Genomic DNA, 16,075 nt, shown 5'->3' on the forward strand with positions numbered 1-16,075 from the left:
TCGCTTGCGCTTCGGAGATTGTGGAGTATTTTCGCGCGCTCATCCGATTTGACCTTGAATGCGTGGGCCTTCACCGACTATGAGCCTCGCATCAGACGAAACTCGGCCCTGATCCCGTGGCCCGGCCCTGCCGGCTGCGCGCCACCAGGGCCCTAAAACTGCAAAGGTTGCGACATGGCTGTCCAACAGAACAAAGTCTCGAAGTCCCGGCGCAACAACCGTCGCGCCCATGACGCACTCGTGGCTGCCAACCCGAATGAATGCCCGTCCTGCGGTGAGCTGAAGCGCCCGCATCACGTCTGCCCGTCCTGCGGCACCTATGCCGATCGCGAAGTGATCGCGCAGGCCGACGAGATCGACCTGGACGACGACGCGGCGTAAGCCCTCAGAACCTTCGGGCACACCCGCATGAGCGACATAAGTCAGACGCCAGCGGGACCCTCGACCGGAACTTCGGTTCCGGCCAGACCGGGCCGCATTGTCATCTCCGTGGACGCCATGGGGGGTGACCGCGGCCCGAATGCCGTTGTCGCTGGCATCGCGCGGTCGGCCAAGAAGAATCCCGACATCGCCTTCATCCTGCACGGCCCCAAGGCCGAACTGTCGCGGCTGGTCACCCGCCGCAAGCACCTGCGCGGGCGCTGCGAGATTCGCGACGCCACCGGCGTGGTGCGGATGGAGGACAAGCCGAGCCAGGTGATGCGGCACGGCAAGGACACCTCCATGTGGTCGGCGCTGGACTGCGTGCGCGACGGTGAGGCGACGGTGGCCGTGTCCTGCGGCAACACCGGCGCGCTGATGGCGCTGTCGATGATCCGCCTGCGCAAGATCCCCGGCGTGAACCGGCCCGCGATCGCGGTGCTCTGGCCCTCGCGCAATCCGTCCGGGTTCAACGTGATGCTCGACGTGGGCGCGGATGTGCGCGCGGACGAAGAGGACCTGCTGCAATACGCGATCATGGGCGCCTCCTATGCGCGCAATGGCATGCATCTGGAACGGCCCCGTATCGGCCTGCTCAACGTCGGCACCGAAGAGAACAAGGGCCGGGCAGAGCTCAAGGCCGCGCATGACCTGATCGAACAGGCGGCGCCGGGCGGCGGCTTCGACTTCGTCGGTTTTGTCGAAGGCGGGGACATCCCCGGCGACAGCTGCGACGTGATTGTGACCGACGGCTTCACCGGCAACGTGGCGATCAAGACCGGCGAAGGCACCGCGAAGCTGATCGGCGACCTGCTGAAAGAGGCGTTCAAGTTTTCCCCGCTCTCCCGCATCGCGGCGCTGCTGGCGCTGACCTCCATGCGGCGGCTGCAGAAGCGGATCGACCCGCGCCGGGTGAACGGCGGGGTGTTCCTCGGCCTGAACGGAACAGTGGTGAAATCGCACGGGTCGGCCGATGCAACCGGCGTGGCGGCGGCGGTGAAGCTGGCCTTCCAGCTGGCGCAGCAGGACCTGACGTCTAAAATCCGGGCACGGGTTGCATCCGCCGCGATCCCGGAACAGGATGCCGCCGAAGAAACCAAGGTGGCAGAATGACTGTGCGCGCCGTGGCAACCGGGATCGGGCATTACCTGCCCGCGCGGGTTGTCGAAAACAGCGAATTCGAAAAAACCCTCGACACGTCTGACGAATGGATCCGGACCCGCTCGGGGATCGAGCGGCGGCATTTCGCGGCCGAGGGCGAGACGACCAGCCAGATGGCGGTTCACGCGGCCAAGGCCGCGCTGGCCATGGCAGAGCTCAGGCCCGACGACATCGACGCGGTGATCGTGGCGACCTCCACCCCCGACCTCACCTTCCCCTCCGTGGGCACGATGGTGCAGGCGGGCCTCGGCATGACACGGGGATTCGCCTATGACGTGCAGGCGGTCTGCGCCGGGTTCATCTATGCGCTGGCCAATGCCAACGGGATGATCCTGTCGGGTCAGGCCGAACGGGTCCTCGTCATCGGCGCAGAGACGTTTTCGCGCATCATGGACTGGGAAGACCGGTCGACCTGCGTGCTGTTCGGCGACGGCGCGGGTGCGCTGGTGCTGGAGGCGCGGACCGGATCCGGGCATTCCGACGACCGGGGAATCCTCTCCGTCGACCTGAATTCGGACGGGCAGTACCGCGACATGCTCTACGTCGACGGCGGGGTGTCCACCTCGGGCACCGCCGGAAAGCTGCGGATGCAGGGCAATCCGCTGTTCCGGCAGGCGGTCGAAAAACTGGCCGCGACGGCACACAAGGCGCTGGAAAAGGCCAATCTTGGTGCGGAATCGGTCGACTGGATCGTGCCGCATCAGGCCAACATCCGCATCATCCAGGGCACCGCAAAGAAGATGGGCGTCGGGATGGAGAAGGTGATCGTCACCGTTCAGGACCACGGCAACACCTCTGCCGCGTCGATTCCGCTGGCCCTGTCGGTCGGCGTTTCCGAGGGCAGGATCACGCCCGGACAGCTTCTGGTGGCCGAGGCGATCGGCGGCGGACTGGCCTGGGGCGCGGTGGTGCTGCGCTGGTAAGCCGGCCGTTCCGGCACTCCCTGACGTCCCGTCGGCCAAGTGGTTGATATTGACTCGTAAAAATCCCTGCCGCAGGATGCCGGAACGAGAACGGGACCGCGCGCCCAAACGCGCGGCACGAGGGAGAGACTGCCATGGGCGAGAAAACACTGACGCGGCTGGACCTGAGCGAGGCGGTGTTCCGCGAGGTCGGCCTGTCCCGCAACGATTCCGCGCAACTTGTTGAATCCGTTCTCTCGCACATGTCCGACGCGCTTGTGGCGGGGGAACAGGTCAAGATTTCCTCCTTCGGCACCTTTTCGGTGCGCGACAAGGCGGCCCGTGTCGGGCGCAATCCCAAGACCGGCGAAGAAGTGCCGATCAGCCCCCGCCGCGTTCTGACCTTCCGTCCGTCGCACCTGATGAAGGACCGCGTCGCCGACGGCAACCGCGGCTGAGGGGTTCCTCCGGCATGGCCAAATCCGCCGATGCGTTCCGCACCATCTCGGAAGTCTCCGAATGGCTGGACACGCCTGCCCATGTGCTGCGCTTCTGGGAAAGCAAGTTCTCGCAGGTGAAGCCGGTCAAGCGGGCTGGCGGACGGCGCTATTACCGCCCCTCGGACATGGAGTTGCTGGGCGGGATCAAGCGGCTGCTGCATGACGACGGAATGACCATCAAGGGCGTGCAGAAGCTTCTGCGGGACAAGGGGATCGCCCATGTCTCCGCCCTCTCGCAACCGCTGGACGACCTGACCGCCGCCGTGCGCGACGCCATGGACAGCCGGGCACGCGCGAAGGAAGAGGCCGAGGCGTCAGAGGCTGCCCCCGCCGCCGTTTCCGCCCCCGCCGACGGTGCGGCCGCGGCGACAACGGCGCCCGATGTGGCGGCGCCGGCGGCTGCTCCGGTCGCTGTTCCGGCCCCGGTTGCGGCGACCCCTGCACCCGCGGCGGCCCGGGTCCCGCCGGCAAATCGCCCGCTGGTCCTGTCGGCCCTGCTGACCCGCACGGCCCCCCTGCCCGACCCGGCCCGCGCCGAGATTGCCGCGCTGCAACAGCGGCTGTCCGGATGGCTGTCCCGGCAGAACGCCTGAGGCGCGGAAAACGCCGTCTCCGGGCAGATTGCCCCTTGTCCCCGTGTCGAATTGCGGTATGTAGGCCGGACCGTCGGGCTATAGCGCAGCCTGGTAGCGCGTCCGTCTGGGGGACGGAAGGTCGCAGGTTCAAGTCCTGCTAGCCCGACCATTTCATCACATGAAAATCGACGACGGTACCCGTGTCCGGAGGGCGCGGGCGGTGCCTTCGGTCGCCTCCGGCGGGAGTACTTGGAGCAAGATGAAGGGGCGGCGTGCTGCGCCCCTCCACGGGTTTCCGGATCAGACCAGTTGCGCGAACATCATCGGCTTGTCGTCCTTCACCGGGTGGAACATGATCTTCGCCCGCTTGCCGATGGCCAGCGCGTCATGATCCTCGGGCCGGAATTCGACGTAGACACGGGGGCCTTCGTCCAGCTCCAGATAGGCCAGGGCGAAGGGGCCACGCGGCGACTTGCGCATCACCGTCCAGGTGTAGATCGTGCCTTCTCCCGGGCTTTCCTCCCACTCCGTATCCGCCTTGTGGCAGAGCGGGCAGATGGTGCGGGGCCAGAAATGCGCCTCCTTGCAGGCCGGGCAGCGGCGCAGCAGGAACTTCCCCTCGGCGGCGGCGTCCCAGAAGGGCTTGCTCTCGGGGTTGATGGCGGGGGCGGGGATTTGGTCGTAGCTCATGCGATGCGCTCCAGAACGGCGGAGGCGGCACCGTGGCGGACGGCCAGCGTCCCCCCGATGCCGGTGACGAAGGCGAGGTGACAGTCGGGGACCTGGACCCTGGGATGGGCCTCGCCGCGCAGCTGGCGCACGGCCTCGAGCACCTTGGTCAGGCCGCCACGGTTGACGGGGTGATTGTTGCACAGCCCGCCGCCATCTGTGTTGAAGGCCAGCTTCCCCTGCCCCGAGATCAGGTTGCCGTCGGCGACAAACGCCCCGCCCTTGCCCTTCTCGCAGAAGCCGCAGTCCTCGAGCTGCATCAGCACGGTGATTGTGAAGCTGTCGTAGATCGAGGCGTACTTGAAGTCCGACGGCTTCACCCCCGCCTCCTCCATCGCCTTCGGCCCGGTATGGACCGCGCCGGACCAGGTCAGATCGATCTTGCCGCCGTTCTGCCCCTTGATCGCCTGCGCCGCGCCCTGCAGGCGGACGTCGGGCTTGCCCAGGCTTTTCGCGATCTCGGGCGTGGTGACGATGAACGCGCCGCCGCCTTCGGAGACGACGCAGCAGTCCAGCCGGTGCAGCGGATCGGCGACCATGGGGCTGTTCACGACCTCCTCCACCGTCACGACGTTCTGCAGCATGGCATGCGGGTTGTACTGGGCATGATGCGACGCGGCGACCTTGATCCAGGCCAGCTGTTCGGAAGTCGTGCCGAATTCATGCATGTGGCGATGCGCGGCCAGCGCGTAGATGTTGGGCGGGGACCCGCCATAGGGCGTTTCCCACCCGGCTTCGGCGCCCTGCGGGCGGGGCTGCGGTTTCTCGCTGCGGGGTCGGCCGGCCAGCGTGACGAGAACCACCTTGCAGCGGCCCATGGCGATGGCGGCGGCGGCTTCGTTCAGATGCGCGATGTAGGAGGCGCCGCCGATGTCGGTGCCGTTGAAATAGGTCAGGTTCGTCAGCCCCATGTAGTCTGCCATGGACATGACGGCAGGCGCGTCCCCGGCGCAGAAATAGCCGTCCACGTCCTCGAACGTCAGGCCCGCGTCGGCCAGCGCGCCGCGGGCGCATTCATAGTGAAGCTGGGGGGTCGAAGTGTCCGGCGCGATGCGCAGGGGGTGTTCGTAAATGCCGACGATGCTGGCCACGCCCTTGATGGTCAAGGCTGTCTCCTCCTGTTTGTCGAGTTATCTTACCGGCGGGTCAATTGGTGTCCAGCGCATTTGCATGACGAATGCATGTAGTTGTCGGGGGACCGGTGTCCGGGCGCCGTCATCCTCGGGCTTGACCAGGGGAGGTCTATCCACCCCTCCCATCCGTCATCCTCGGACTTGATCCGAGGATCTCTGACCGGGGAGATCCTCGGATCAAGTCCGAGGATGATGCCTTCTGCCACCCAAACCGTCCAACCCGTCTCTCTCCCGCTTGCGGCGCACCGGCGCACCAGCGCATCACCCCGACCCGCCTTCCCTTTGCCACAACCCCGGCGTAACGTGGCCCGCGAGTTTCAGGAGACCCCATGACCGGCATCATTCCCAGCCAGCACCTGCGCGAGATGATTGCGCGTGGCGACATCTCCGGCAGCCCCGCCATCACCGAGGAACAGATCCAGCCGGCGAGCCTCGACCTCAGGATCGGCACGTCGGCTTACCGTGTAAGGGCGTCGTTCCTGACCGGCGCGGGCCGCACGGTGGCGGACCGGCTGGCGGAGTTCGAGATGCACCGCATCGACCTCTCCGACGGGGCGGTGCTGGAAAAGGGCTGCGTCTATGTCGTGCCGCTGATGGAATCGCTGCGCCTGCCGGGCGGCGTGCAGGCGGTCGCTAATGCCAAGAGCTCGACCGGGCGGCTGGACCTGCTGACCCGGACCATCGTCGACGGCGGCACGGAATTCGACCGGATCCCGGGCGGTTACACCGGCCCGCTCTATGCGGAGATCTGCCCGCGCAGCTTCTCTGTCCTCGTCCGGCCTGGCATGCGGCTGAACCAGATCCGGTTCCGCGCCGGGGAGGCGCGGCTGTCGGACAAGGACCTGCGCCTGCTGCATCAGCGGGTGCCGCTGGTGCCGGACATGCCGGTGATCGAGGACGGGCTGGGTTTCTCTGTCGACCTCACGCCGGGAGAGGACGGGCTGGTCGGGTATCGCGCGAAGCCGCATACCGGGGTGATCGACCTTGACCTGATAAACCATTACGATCCCACGGAATACTGGGATCGCGTGCGGACGGACAAAGGGCGGATCATCCTCGACCCCGGCGCCTTCTACATCCTCGTCAGCCGCGAGTCCGTGACCATTCCGCCCGACCATGCGGCAGAGATGTCGCCCTACCTCGCCATGGTCGGCGAATTCCGCGTGCATTACGCCGGGTTCTTCGATCCGGGCTTCGGTCACGACGCGGCCGGCGGCGCCGGATCGCGCGGGGTGCTGGAGGTGCGCTGCCACGAGGCGCCCTTTGTGCTGGAACACGGGCAGATCGTGGGACGTCTGCTCTACGAACGCATGGCACAGCAGCCCGAGACGCTGTACGGCGCGGGCATCGCGTCGAATTATCAGGGTCAGGGGCTCAAGCTGGCGAAGCATTTCCGGAGCGGTTAGAACCTCTCTCACAGCCTGAGCTTTGCCCCCTAACAGACTGATCCGAATTATATGATTTCCAGACCCATCCTCCTGCTGACCGCCGCGATCGCCGTGGTCGGGGCCAATTCCATGGTGCTTGCGCCGATCACCGGGGCGGTTGCGCGCGACCTTGGCGGCGATCCGGCGGACATGGTGCTGGCCGCCGCCGCCTACGGGCTGACGACGGCGATCTCGGCGGTGTTCCTGGCGCCGAGGGCGGACGTGATCGGACCGCACCGGGCGCTCTACCAGTCGGTGCTGATCCTGCTCGGCTCCATGGTGGCGTCGGTGTTCGCCTCCTCGCTGCTGATGCTGGCGCTAGCGCAGGCCTTCGGCGGGATCGGCGCGGGCATGGCGATCCCGTCGATCTACGCCCTGGCCCCGCAACTGGGCCCGAAGGGAGAGGAAAAGCGCACAATGGGCCTTGTCCTGTCGGGCTGGACGCTGGCGCTGGTCGGCGGAGTCGCGGCCTCCGGCTTCCTCGCGGAGTGGGCCGGGTGGCGTTCGGTTTACACTGTACTTGCCGTTGCCCTTGTTGCCGTTTTCATCGCGATGCACCGGATCGACATCACTGTCGACATGTCCCGCGCGCGCCCGACCTCCCCGCTCACGGCGCTGCGCGTACCGGGCATCGGGCGGGGCCTGTTCGCCGCCGGGGCGCTGATGCTCGGCTTCTACGGCACCTACGCCTTCATGGGCGCGCATGTGCATGACGCGCTTGGTCTCGGCACGGACGGCGCGGGGCTGGTCACGCTGCTTTACGGGACCGGGTTCGGGCTGGCGGCGCTGATCGACAGGTATGTCGACCGCCTGCCGGCGCGGGTTGCGGGCATGGTCGCCTTCTCCGGCCTGACGGCGGTCTACCTCGCGCAGGCCGTCGTCGGCACCGTCTTCGTGGCGCTGGTGGTCGTCGCGCTGGTCTGGGGCGTGGCGCAGCACCTCGGGCTGAACTTCGTGGTGTCGCGGCTCGCCGGACTGGACGCGTCGCAGAGGGGCGCGGTGCTGGGCCTGAACTCCGCCGTGACCTACCTGGCTGTGACCGGGGGCGCGCTGGCGTTCCGTCCGGTCTATGACGCGGGCGGTCTGATGCTGTGCAACCTTCTCTCGGCGCTCTGCGTGGCGGCGGCGGTGGTAGAGAGCCTGACCGCGCGGGATGTGGCACCGGCGCGGGGATAGGCGCAACCGGCCCCGTTGACGCGCCGCCCCTCCGTGATAAACCCGCAGCGATCGAAAGGACGGCCCCGATGAACCTGTTTGCCGATATCCGTGGCGCTGTGACCGACGCCCTGAACGCCATGATGGCGGAAGGCGCGCTGCCCGGCGGGCTGGACCTCAGCGCCGTGACCGTGGAACCGCCGCGCGACGCGGGGCATGGCGACATGGCCACCAACGCCGCCATGGTGCTGGCCAAACCCGCCGGCAAGAAGCCCCGCGACATCGCGGAGGCGCTCGCCGCGAAGCTCGGCTCCGACCCGCGCATCACCTCGACGGAGGTCGCCGGACCGGGGTTCCTCAACCTGCGGATCGACCCGAAGGCCTGGGCCGGCGTGATCGCCGCGGTGCTGGCGGACGGACCGCAGTACGGGCGTTCCGACATGGGCCAGGGCCTGAAGGTGAACGTGGAATACGTCTCCGCCAACCCGACCGGCCCGCTTCACGTCGGCCACACGCGGGGCGCGGTGTTCGGCGATGCGCTGGCCTCCCTGCTCGATTACGCGGGTTATGACGTTACGCGCGAATACTACATCAACGACGGCGGCGCGCAGGTCGATGTGCTCGCGCGGTCGGTCTACCTGCGCTATCTCGAAGCCCACGGGCAGGAGGTCGTGTTCGAAGGCGGCACCTATCCCGGCGACTACCTGATCGCGGTCGGCGAGGCGCTGAAGGACAAGGTCGGGGACGAGTTCGTCGACAAGGGCGAACAGTACTGGCTGGCCGAGGTGCGCGACTTCGCGACCGAGGCGATGATGGAGCTGATCCGCGAGGATCTCTCCCTGCTGAACGTGAAGATGGACCGGTTCTTCTCGGAAAAATCGCTTTACGGCACCGGCAAGATCGAGGCCGCGATCGACGACCTGAAGGGCAAGGGCCTGATCTATCGCGGCGTGCTGGAACCGCCCAAGGGCAAGGTGCCCGAGGACTGGGAGCCGCGCGAACAGACGCTGTTCCGCTCAACCGACCACGGCGACGACGTGGACCGCCCGATCATGAAGTCGGACGGCTCCTGGACCTATTTCGCGCCCGACATCGCCTATCATTACGACAAGATCTCGCGCGGGTATGACCTGCTGATCGACGTCTTCGGCGCGGATCACGGCGGCTATGTCAAACGGATGAAGTCGGCGGTCTCGGCCCTGTCGGACGGGCGTGTGCCGGTGGACATCAAGCTCTGCCAGCTGGTGAAGCTGTTCAAGAACGGCGAGCCGTTCAAGATGTCCAAGCGCGCCGGCACCTTCATCACCCTGCGCGACGTGGTGGACGAGGTCGGGCCGGACGTGACCCGTTTCGTCATGCTGACCCGCAAGAACGACGCACCGCTCGACTTCGATTTCGACAAGGTGCTGGAGCAGAGCCGCGAGAACCCGGTGTTCTACGTGCAGTATGCCCATGCCCGCGTCTCCTCTGTCATGCGCAAGGCGGCCGAAGCCGGGATCGCCCATGACGACGCCACGCTTGCCGCGACCGATCTCGCCGCGCTGAGCGACGAGGCGGAGCTTGCAGTCGCCAAGAAGCTGGCCGAATGGCCCCGGCTGGTGGAGATCGCGGCGCGCACGAACGAACCGCACCGGGTGGCCTTCTACCTCTATGAACTGGCCGGCGACTTCCATACCTTGTGGAACCGGGGCAACGAACGTCACGATCTGCGCTTCTTCCAGGAAGGCAACGCAGCCGCGACGCAGGCAAAACTGGCCCTTCCGCGTGCCGTGGCCGTTGTCATTTCCGCTGGTCTTGCTATCCTTGGCGTAACCCCCGTGGACGAGATGCGCTAACCGCACCGCCACGACCGGGTCGAGCAGTCAAGGATCCGCAGCGGGAGAACTCGCGCGGCATGAGGGGCGAAATGGCAGAATTGCAGGCGGAGCCCGGCCGCGCGGAGGCGGTCGCATCCATCAGGACCATCGTGAATCTGAGCGGCGGACTCGTGTCCATCGGTCTCATGGTGGCGGTTGGAGTCTGGGGTTACCGGACCATGGTGCGCGACGTGTCCGACGTGCCGGTGGTCCATGCTGCAAAGGATCCGATGCGGGTCGCGCCTGAGGATCCGGGCGGCGCGCTCGGCGGCAACATGGGTCTCGCCGTGAACAAGGTCGCCGCCGAAGGACTGGCCGAGAAACCCGCCGACCGCCTGATCCTCGCCCCTGCGCCGGTGCGCCTGTCGCCGGAGGATGAATCGAGCCGCGTGATGCAGGAAATCATCGCCGCGGAGGAACGCGCCGCCCGCGCGCAGGAGGCCGCAGATGCCGGTCTGCTGGAAGACGGTGATTCTGCGTCAGAGGCCGAACCCGAGGGCACCGACGCCCTTGTCGCCCGCCTGATGAAGGATGCGGAACCCTTCGCGCCGGAAAAACTTCAGGCCGTCTCCGCCGACACCGACATCGCCCGCGCCCTGCTGCACGCCCAGGAACAGATCGACAGCGAGGCCGTGACCGAAGAGGAACCGACGGAAGCCGCGTTCACCCCGGAAAGCGACGACATCCCCGTGCAGTCCCTCCGCCCGCGCATGCGCCCCGGTGCCAACAGCCCGACCGGGCCGGAGGTCATGATCGCCGCGCCGACCCCGATCCAGCCCTCGCTGGACGTCGATCCCGCGACCATCGAACCGGGCACGCGGCTGGCGCAGCTTGGCGCCTACGACTCGGTCGAGACCGCCAACAAGGAATGGGACCGCTTTGCCTCGCGCTTCCGCGACTACATGACGGACAAGAAACGGGTGATCCAGAAAGCCTCCTCCGGCGGGCGGACCTTCTACCGGCTGCGGGTCATGGGCTTTGACGACATTGCCGAGGCGCGCTATTTCTGCGCCGCCCTGCTGGCCGAGAAGGCGGAGTGCATCCCCGTGGTGTTCAAATGACATTCGGCGCCACGATCCTCGATGCCGAGGGACTGGAGCTCACGCCCGACGAAACCGCCTTCTTCCGCGAGGCCGATCCCTTCGGTTTCATCCTATTCGCCCGCAATATCGACGGGGCCGAACAGCTGCATGCGCTGTGCTCCCAGATGCGCGAGGCCGTCGGCCGCGACGCCCCGATCCTGATCGACCAGGAAGGCGGCCGGGTGCAGCGCCTCCGCCCGCCGCTGGCGCGGGAGTGGGAGCCGCCGCTCGACTTCACCGTTCGTGCCGGGGACAAGGCCGCGCAGGCGATGTACCTGCGCTACCTCATCACGGCGCTCGAACTGCGCAGCTACGGTATCGACGTGAACTGCGCGCCGATGGTTGACGTGCCACGCCCCGACACCCATGCCTTCCTGACGAACCGCTGCTACGGCGGCACCCCTGCCGCCGCCGCCGGACTGGGCCGCGCCGTGGCCATGGGGCTGATGGCGGGCGGCGTGCTGCCGGTGGTCAAGCATATCCCCGGTCACGGCGCCGCCACCGCGGACAGCCATTTCGACCTGCCGGTGGTTCCGGTGCCCGCCGAAACGCTGGATGCCGTCGACTTCGCCCCCTTCAAGGTGCTCAACGACCTGCCCATGGCGATGACCGCTCATGTGGTCTACGAGGCCTTCGACAGCCGCCCCGCCACCCTGTCGCCGCGCATGATCCAGGTGATCCGCAACGATATCGGCTTTGACGGGCTGCTGATGACCGACGACATCTCCATGAAGGCGCTGACGGGCACCAAGGCCGAGATCACGCGGGACTCGCTGGCCGCCGGCTGCGACGTCGTCCTGCTCTGCAACGCCACCCTCGCCGACCGGCAGGAGGTGGCGGAGGCCGCCGGACGCATGGGTCCCTCCGCCCAGGCCCGCGCGGACCGTGCGCTCGCCATGCGCGATCAGGCCGCCGAGGTTGACATTCGCGCCGCCGAAGAGAAGCTTGAGGCTCTCTTGCGCGGCCGGGGTGATGTCTGAAGACCAGGTGAACCAGAACAGCGACCAGATCAGCGTGTCGGAGCGGCTCGCCGCCGAGGCGCTGATCGTCGACGTGGACGGTTTCGAGGGTCCGCTCGACATCCTGCTGACGCTGGCGCGCACGCAGAAGGTCGACCTGCTCAAGATTTCCGTCCTGCACCTTGCCGAACAGTATCTCGTCTTCGTCGAGAAGGCCAAGGAGCTGCGGATCGAGCTGGCCGCAGACTACCTCGTGATGGCCGCCTGGCTGGCGTTCCTGAAGTCGCGCCTCCTCCTCCCCCCCGATCCGGCAGAGGACGGCCCGACCGGCGAAGACCTTGCCGCGCATCTCGCCTTCCAGCTGGAACGGCTGGCCGCGATGCGCGACGTGGCCGCCCGGCTGATGGCCCGCGACCAGCTGGGCCGCGACTTCTTTGCCCGCGGCGTGCCCGAGGGGGTGGAACGGGTGCGGCGGATCGAATATTCCGCGAACCTGCTGGACCTGATGCAGGCCTACGCCCGCATCCGGACCCGCGACGAATTCCGCCCCTTCGTGATGGACCGCGACAATGTCTTCACCATGGAACAGGCGCTCGAGCGCATGCGCCCGATGATCGGGTTCGCCGGGCAGTGGACCGACATCCTGTCCTACCTGCCGCAGGGCTGGGACATGGATCCGGGCCGACGCCGCTCTGCCACCGCCGCCACTTTTGCCGCCGCGCTGGAACTGGTGAAGGAAGGCCATGCGGAGGTGCGCCAGTCCGAAACCTTCGCGCCGATCCAGCTGCGCCACCGGAAACGCGCCGATGACTGAAGAGGCGACGGAAACCGAACCGCTGTTCGACGCGCCCGAGATGGCCGAGCAGGAGCGCATGGTGGAAGCGATCCTCTTCGCCTCGGCAGAGCCGGTGACGGTGGCCGACATGACCGCGCGCATGCCGCATGGCTGCGACGCGGCCGCCGCACTGGCCCTGCTCAGGGCGCGGTACGAGGGGCGCGGCGTGCGGGTCGTGCAGGTCGGGGAAAGCTGGGCAATCCGCACCGCGCCGGACCTCGGCCACCTGCTCCAGAAAGAGACGGTGGAGATGCGAAAGCTCTCCCGCGCCGCGATCGAGACGCTGGCCATCATCGCCTACCACCAGCCCGTCACACGGGCGGAGATCGAGGAAATCCGCGGCGTCTCCGTTTCTCGCGGAACGGTCGATCTGCTGATCGAGATGGAGTGGATCCGCTTCGGCCGCCGCCGCATGACTCCGGGCCGCCCGGTGACCTTCGTGGTGACGCCCGCCTTCCTCGACCACTTCGGGCTCGAGACCGCGCGCGACCTGCCGGGCCTGAAGGAACTGCGCGCCGCCGGCCTGCTGGACAACCGCCCCCCGCCCGGCCTGTCGGAGCTCGACGCGCCGGAAGAAGAGGAAGAGGTCTTCGACGACGAGGGTCAGGAGGACATGTTCGGCGACGGCGAATAGCCCGATGCGCCGTTTCCGGAGGCTTCGGTGTGCCCCGTCGCCATCCCTCTCGGCCCCGTCCCCACGCCCTCGTCAACCTCGCACCTGGTCCGAGGATCTCCCAGACGTCCCGTATCTGCACCGCAGGGCAAGCCTCCTCACCCCACCCCTCTCCCCCGCGGGGGAGAGGGAGCAACGTCGGCGCAGGGCCGGAGAGCGTCGAGCACATTGGACCCTGATACGAGGATCTCTTTTCATGAGGGTACCCGGTACAAGTCCGACGAAGACAGTAATCCGGGAGGTCAGGAGACGCTCGAACAGCGTCCGAGGGTGACAGCGGCACAGCGCGTCAAAGCCCCCCGCGTAAAGGGGGAAGACGGCATCCTGGGGCGACCTCGTCCGGCGCAGCGCCCCGCAGCGCCATCCGGCCCCCTCGCCCCAACCCTCTCCCCCAAGGAGAAGAGGGTGCCACGTCGGCACGGGGCCGGACATCATCCTGCACCTTGGCCGCACCCCATCCCCAGTGCCACAGACCAGCCCCCCTGAAACACGTCATCCTCGGACCTGATCCGAGGATCTCTTGCACGCGTGAACCCGGTCCAATTCCGAGCACGACAGCGTTGCGCAACATCGGCCAACCCTCGGATCACGTCCGGGGGCGACAGCACCACTGAGCCCCCGCCCCCACACCCTCGCCCGCCGGAACGCACCCCGCCATCAGGCGGCCGAGGGTTCGTCCCCGTCCACGGCGTCCTGCTTGGCCTTCCTCGCGTTTTCCCGCGCCTCGGAGCGTTCGCGCGGCGGGGCGAGGTGGAAGAGACGCATCTCGTCCTCGCCCTTCAGGTTCTCGCCCGTGTGCAGCAGCCTGAGGTCGCCGCCCTTCTTCTGGGCCGCGACGAGAATGCTTTCGGGGTTCTCCGCGCGCCAGTCGTCGAGCGTGAATTCCTCTGTCAGGCGGGACATGCGCACGCCCCAGCCCCGGAACATCTGCCGGTCAAGCTCGTCATGGGTCATGTCCGCCACCACCGGCCGTCCGCCCAGGGTCGCGGGGAGCGCGTGGCGGGCGTTCTTCTCCTTCTCGCGGGCCAGCTGGTAGACCGCCTCGCGGCCGAAATGCGGTGCGAAGTCGGTGGCCACGAGGGTGTTGTACGCGTCGTTGTCGGTCGCGGCCATGAGCGTGGCATAGCTGACGAGATCCAGCTTGTGTTCCACCGCCTCGGCGAGGATGTCGCCGTAGTAGGTCGGCACGCCCTCGCGCCGCGGTCCGCGCAGCTTGCCGTGGTTCGGGTCGGCGATCAGCACGGGCAGTTCGTTGTCCGTCAGGCACTTGCCGAAAGAGGTCGTGAAGGGCGATGCCCCGACGATCAGCACGCCGGGCGTCTTCGCGCCGGTCAGGCCAAGCCCGCGCGCCATGGGGCCAAGGGCAAAGCCGTGCACCACCACCGTGACCGCGACCAGCGCAAAGGCCAGCGGGCCGACCAGCGCGCCGTCCTCGACGCCAAGTGCGGCGAGCCGTTCGCCGAACAGGCCCGCCACCGCGACCAGCACCACGCCGCGCGGGCCGGTGAAGGCGATGAGCAGGCGTTCCTTGAACGGAACACTCGTTCCGATGAGCGAGGCGAAGACGGTCAGGGGCCGCGCGACCAGCATCACCGCCCCGACGAACAGCGCCGCCCGCCAGGTCAGGCTCTGCAGTCCGGCGACGTCCAGTCCGGCGGCCAGGATGATGAACACGCCCGACACCAGCAGCACGGTCGCGTGTTCCTTGAACCGGCGCATCTCCTCAAAGCTCGGCAGGTCGGAATTGGCGATGACGATGCCCATGACGGTCACGGCGAGCAGCCCGCTTTCATGCAGCATCAGGTCCGACAGGGCAAAGACGCCAAGCAGGAGGGTGAACAGCACCGGCACCTTCATGTATTCCGGCACCAGCCCGCGCTGGAAGGCCCGTACCAGCCCCATGCCGCCTGCGATGCCGACGGCGATGGCCACGGCGATGCCCAGTACCGTCTCCGCAATCGCGGTGCCGAGCCCGTGGGACGCACGGATGACGCCCACCACCTCGAACGCCAGAACGGCGGCGAGCGCCCCTATGGGATCGTTGACGATGGCCTCCCACTGCAGGATCTGCGCCGGGCGGCGGGCCAGCCGGGCCGACCGCAGCAGGGGCGCGATCACCGTGGGGCCGGTGACGATCATGATGCCGCCGAATACGGCGGAGGTCTCCCACCCCAGACCCGCGCCGTAGTGCAGCGCCAGGGCCGAAGTCAGCCAGCCAAGCGGCGCGCCGATCACCACCAGCCGGCGCACCCCGGTTGCGGCGTCCTGCAGGGATTTCACGTTCAGGGTAAGCCCGCCCTCGAACAGGATGATGGCGACGGCGACGGCAATCATCGGTTCGCGCAGCGCCCCGAACTGGGTGGCGGGGTCGAGGATACCCGTGACCGGCCCCGCAAGAATTCCCGCGACCAGCATCAGCACGATGGCCGGCATCTTGAGCCGCCAGGCCAGAAGCTGCGCGCCGACGCCAAGCGTGCCGACCAGGGCAAAGGCGGCGACGGCGGGAAGGGTATCGACGGGAACGCTCATTCCGGGTCCTTGTCTGGACAGGCGCGGGCGTGACCCGCCAGCGCTCTGTCATCCTCGGGCTTGACCCGAGGATCTCTGACCAACCGGGTACGGCGGGTCAAGAGACCCGATGTCGGAATGTGGGCCGGGAGATCCCCGG

General features: G+C 67.6%; 15 protein-coding genes and 1 tRNA gene. 13 read left to right on the forward strand and 3 right to left on the reverse strand.

Going from position 1 to position 16,075, the window contains the following annotated elements; translation table 11 throughout:
- The first annotated feature begins 174 nt into the window (after positions 1 to 174).
- The 6 genes from rpmF (at position 175) to IEV87_RS06530 (ending at position 3,727) form a co-directional block, all read left to right on the forward strand.
- Entirely contained in the window at positions 175 to 381 is a 207-nt protein-coding gene (gene rpmF, locus IEV87_RS06505; RefSeq protein ID WP_188476841.1) for a 50S ribosomal protein L32, read from the forward strand.
- Positions 382 to 408: 27 nt separating this feature from the next.
- Positions 409 to 1,533 carry a phosphate acyltransferase PlsX gene (gene plsX / locus IEV87_RS06510; RefSeq protein ID WP_188476842.1) on the forward strand — a complete coding sequence of 375 codons (1,125 nt, stop codon included), beginning with the start codon at positions 409 to 411 and terminating at the stop codon, positions 1,531 to 1,533.
- Complete coding sequence (locus IEV87_RS06515) at positions 1,530 to 2,504, forward strand: beta-ketoacyl-ACP synthase III (protein ID WP_188476843.1); 975 nt, start codon at positions 1,530 to 1,532, stop codon at positions 2,502 to 2,504. The genes plsX and IEV87_RS06515 overlap by 4 nt, the downstream gene beginning before the upstream one ends.
- A gap of 134 nt (positions 2,505 to 2,638) precedes the next feature.
- Entirely contained in the window at positions 2,639 to 2,941 is a 303-nt protein-coding gene (ihfA, locus tag IEV87_RS06520) for an integration host factor subunit alpha (RefSeq protein ID WP_188476844.1), read from the forward strand.
- A gap of 14 nt (positions 2,942 to 2,955) precedes the next feature.
- Positions 2,956 to 3,576: a MerR family transcriptional regulator gene (locus IEV87_RS06525; RefSeq protein WP_188476845.1), complete on the forward strand. Its 621-nt coding sequence runs from the start codon at positions 2,956 to 2,958 to the stop codon at positions 3,574 to 3,576.
- A 74-nt stretch (positions 3,577 to 3,650) separates the two neighbouring features.
- Positions 3,651 to 3,727: transfer RNA gene (locus tag IEV87_RS06530), tRNA-Pro, on the forward strand.
- A gap of 131 nt (positions 3,728 to 3,858) precedes the next feature.
- Here the strand turns inward: IEV87_RS06530 and IEV87_RS06535 are convergent.
- Both IEV87_RS06535 and IEV87_RS06540 read right to left on the reverse strand, forming a co-directional pair.
- Complete coding sequence (locus IEV87_RS06535) at positions 3,859 to 4,248, reverse strand: Zn-ribbon domain-containing OB-fold protein (protein ID WP_188476846.1); 390 nt, start codon at positions 4,246 to 4,248, stop codon at positions 3,859 to 3,861.
- Positions 4,245 to 5,393, reverse strand: a complete 1,149-nt coding sequence (locus tag IEV87_RS06540; RefSeq protein ID WP_188476847.1) for a thiolase domain-containing protein — start codon at positions 5,391 to 5,393, stop codon at positions 4,245 to 4,247. Before IEV87_RS06540 ends, IEV87_RS06535 begins: the two co-directional genes overlap by 4 nt.
- 356 nt (positions 5,394 to 5,749) lie before the next feature.
- On the opposite strand from IEV87_RS06540, the gene IEV87_RS06545 reads away from it, so the two are divergent.
- The 7 genes from IEV87_RS06545 to scpB all read left to right on the forward strand — a co-directional run bounded on the left by IEV87_RS06545 (position 5,750) and on the right by scpB (position 13,368).
- The gene (locus IEV87_RS06545; protein ID WP_188476848.1) at positions 5,750 to 6,826 is read left to right on the forward strand and encodes a 2'-deoxycytidine 5'-triphosphate deaminase; all 1,077 of its coding nucleotides are present in this window, start codon (positions 5,750 to 5,752) and stop codon (positions 6,824 to 6,826) included.
- A 51-nt stretch (positions 6,827 to 6,877) separates the two neighbouring features.
- A complete protein-coding gene (locus tag IEV87_RS06550) occupies positions 6,878 to 8,023 on the forward strand; it encodes an MFS transporter (protein ID WP_188476849.1) in 1,146 nt (381 codons plus the stop codon).
- Between the two features lie 68 nt (positions 8,024 to 8,091).
- Positions 8,092 to 9,837 carry an arginine--tRNA ligase gene (argS, locus tag IEV87_RS06555; RefSeq protein WP_188476850.1) on the forward strand — a complete coding sequence of 582 codons (1,746 nt, stop codon included), beginning with the start codon at positions 8,092 to 8,094 and terminating at the stop codon, positions 9,835 to 9,837.
- Positions 9,838 to 9,908: 71 nt separating this feature from the next.
- The gene (locus tag IEV87_RS06560) at positions 9,909 to 10,919 is read left to right on the forward strand and encodes an SPOR domain-containing protein (protein WP_188476851.1); all 1,011 of its coding nucleotides are present in this window, start codon (positions 9,909 to 9,911) and stop codon (positions 10,917 to 10,919) included.
- The gene (nagZ, locus tag IEV87_RS06565; RefSeq protein WP_188476852.1) at positions 10,916 to 11,920 is read left to right on the forward strand and encodes a beta-N-acetylhexosaminidase; all 1,005 of its coding nucleotides are present in this window, start codon (positions 10,916 to 10,918) and stop codon (positions 11,918 to 11,920) included. The genes IEV87_RS06560 and nagZ overlap by 4 nt, the downstream gene beginning before the upstream one ends.
- Positions 11,913 to 12,713: a segregation and condensation protein A gene (locus IEV87_RS06570; RefSeq protein WP_188476853.1), complete on the forward strand. Its 801-nt coding sequence runs from the start codon at positions 11,913 to 11,915 to the stop codon at positions 12,711 to 12,713. Before nagZ ends, IEV87_RS06570 begins: the two co-directional genes overlap by 8 nt.
- Entirely contained in the window at positions 12,706 to 13,368 is a 663-nt protein-coding gene (gene scpB, locus IEV87_RS06575) for an SMC-Scp complex subunit ScpB (RefSeq protein ID WP_188476854.1), read from the forward strand. Before IEV87_RS06570 ends, scpB begins: the two co-directional genes overlap by 8 nt.
- 696 nt (positions 13,369 to 14,064) lie before the next feature.
- Here the strand turns inward: scpB and IEV87_RS06580 are convergent.
- A complete protein-coding gene (locus IEV87_RS06580; protein WP_188476855.1) occupies positions 14,065 to 15,936 on the reverse strand; it encodes a cation:proton antiporter in 1,872 nt (623 codons plus the stop codon).
- Between the last annotated feature and the right edge of the window lie 139 nt (positions 15,937 to 16,075).

The sequence above is a fragment of the Primorskyibacter flagellatus genome (assembly GCF_014638275.1).
Classification (GTDB): Bacteria; Pseudomonadota; Alphaproteobacteria; order Rhodobacterales; family Rhodobacteraceae; genus Pseudooceanicola; species Pseudooceanicola flagellatus_A.

Bases quoted from the DNA above. Each gene is read 5' to 3' on its own strand.
- ihfA (WP_188476844.1), top strand. From the start codon at position 2,639: ATGGGCGAGAAAACACTGACGCGGCTGGACCTGAGCGAGGCGGTGTTC.
- nagZ (WP_188476852.1), top strand. From the start codon at position 10,916: ATGACATTCGGCGCCACGATCCTCGATGCCGAGGGACTGGAGCTCACG.
- rpmF (WP_188476841.1), top strand. From the start codon at position 175: ATGGCTGTCCAACAGAACAAAGTCTCGAAGTCCCGGCGCAACAACCGT.
- argS (WP_188476850.1), top strand. From the start codon at position 8,092: ATGAACCTGTTTGCCGATATCCGTGGCGCTGTGACCGACGCCCTGAAC.
- plsX (WP_188476842.1), top strand. From the start codon at position 409: ATGAGCGACATAAGTCAGACGCCAGCGGGACCCTCGACCGGAACTTCG.
- IEV87_RS06560 (WP_188476851.1), top strand. From the start codon at position 9,909: ATGGCAGAATTGCAGGCGGAGCCCGGCCGCGCGGAGGCGGTCGCATCC.
- IEV87_RS06580 (WP_188476855.1), bottom strand. From the start codon at position 15,936: ATGAGCGTTCCCGTCGATACCCTTCCCGCCGTCGCCGCCTTTGCCCTG.
- IEV87_RS06545 (WP_188476848.1), top strand. From the start codon at position 5,750: ATGACCGGCATCATTCCCAGCCAGCACCTGCGCGAGATGATTGCGCGT.
- IEV87_RS06550 (WP_188476849.1), top strand. From the start codon at position 6,878: ATGATTTCCAGACCCATCCTCCTGCTGACCGCCGCGATCGCCGTGGTC.
- IEV87_RS06525 (WP_188476845.1), top strand. From the start codon at position 2,956: ATGGCCAAATCCGCCGATGCGTTCCGCACCATCTCGGAAGTCTCCGAA.
- IEV87_RS06535 (WP_188476846.1), bottom strand. From the start codon at position 4,248: ATGAGCTACGACCAAATCCCCGCCCCCGCCATCAACCCCGAGAGCAAG.
- IEV87_RS06570 (WP_188476853.1), top strand. From the start codon at position 11,913: ATGTCTGAAGACCAGGTGAACCAGAACAGCGACCAGATCAGCGTGTCG.
- scpB (WP_188476854.1), top strand. From the start codon at position 12,706: ATGACTGAAGAGGCGACGGAAACCGAACCGCTGTTCGACGCGCCCGAG.
- IEV87_RS06515 (WP_188476843.1), top strand. From the start codon at position 1,530: ATGACTGTGCGCGCCGTGGCAACCGGGATCGGGCATTACCTGCCCGCG.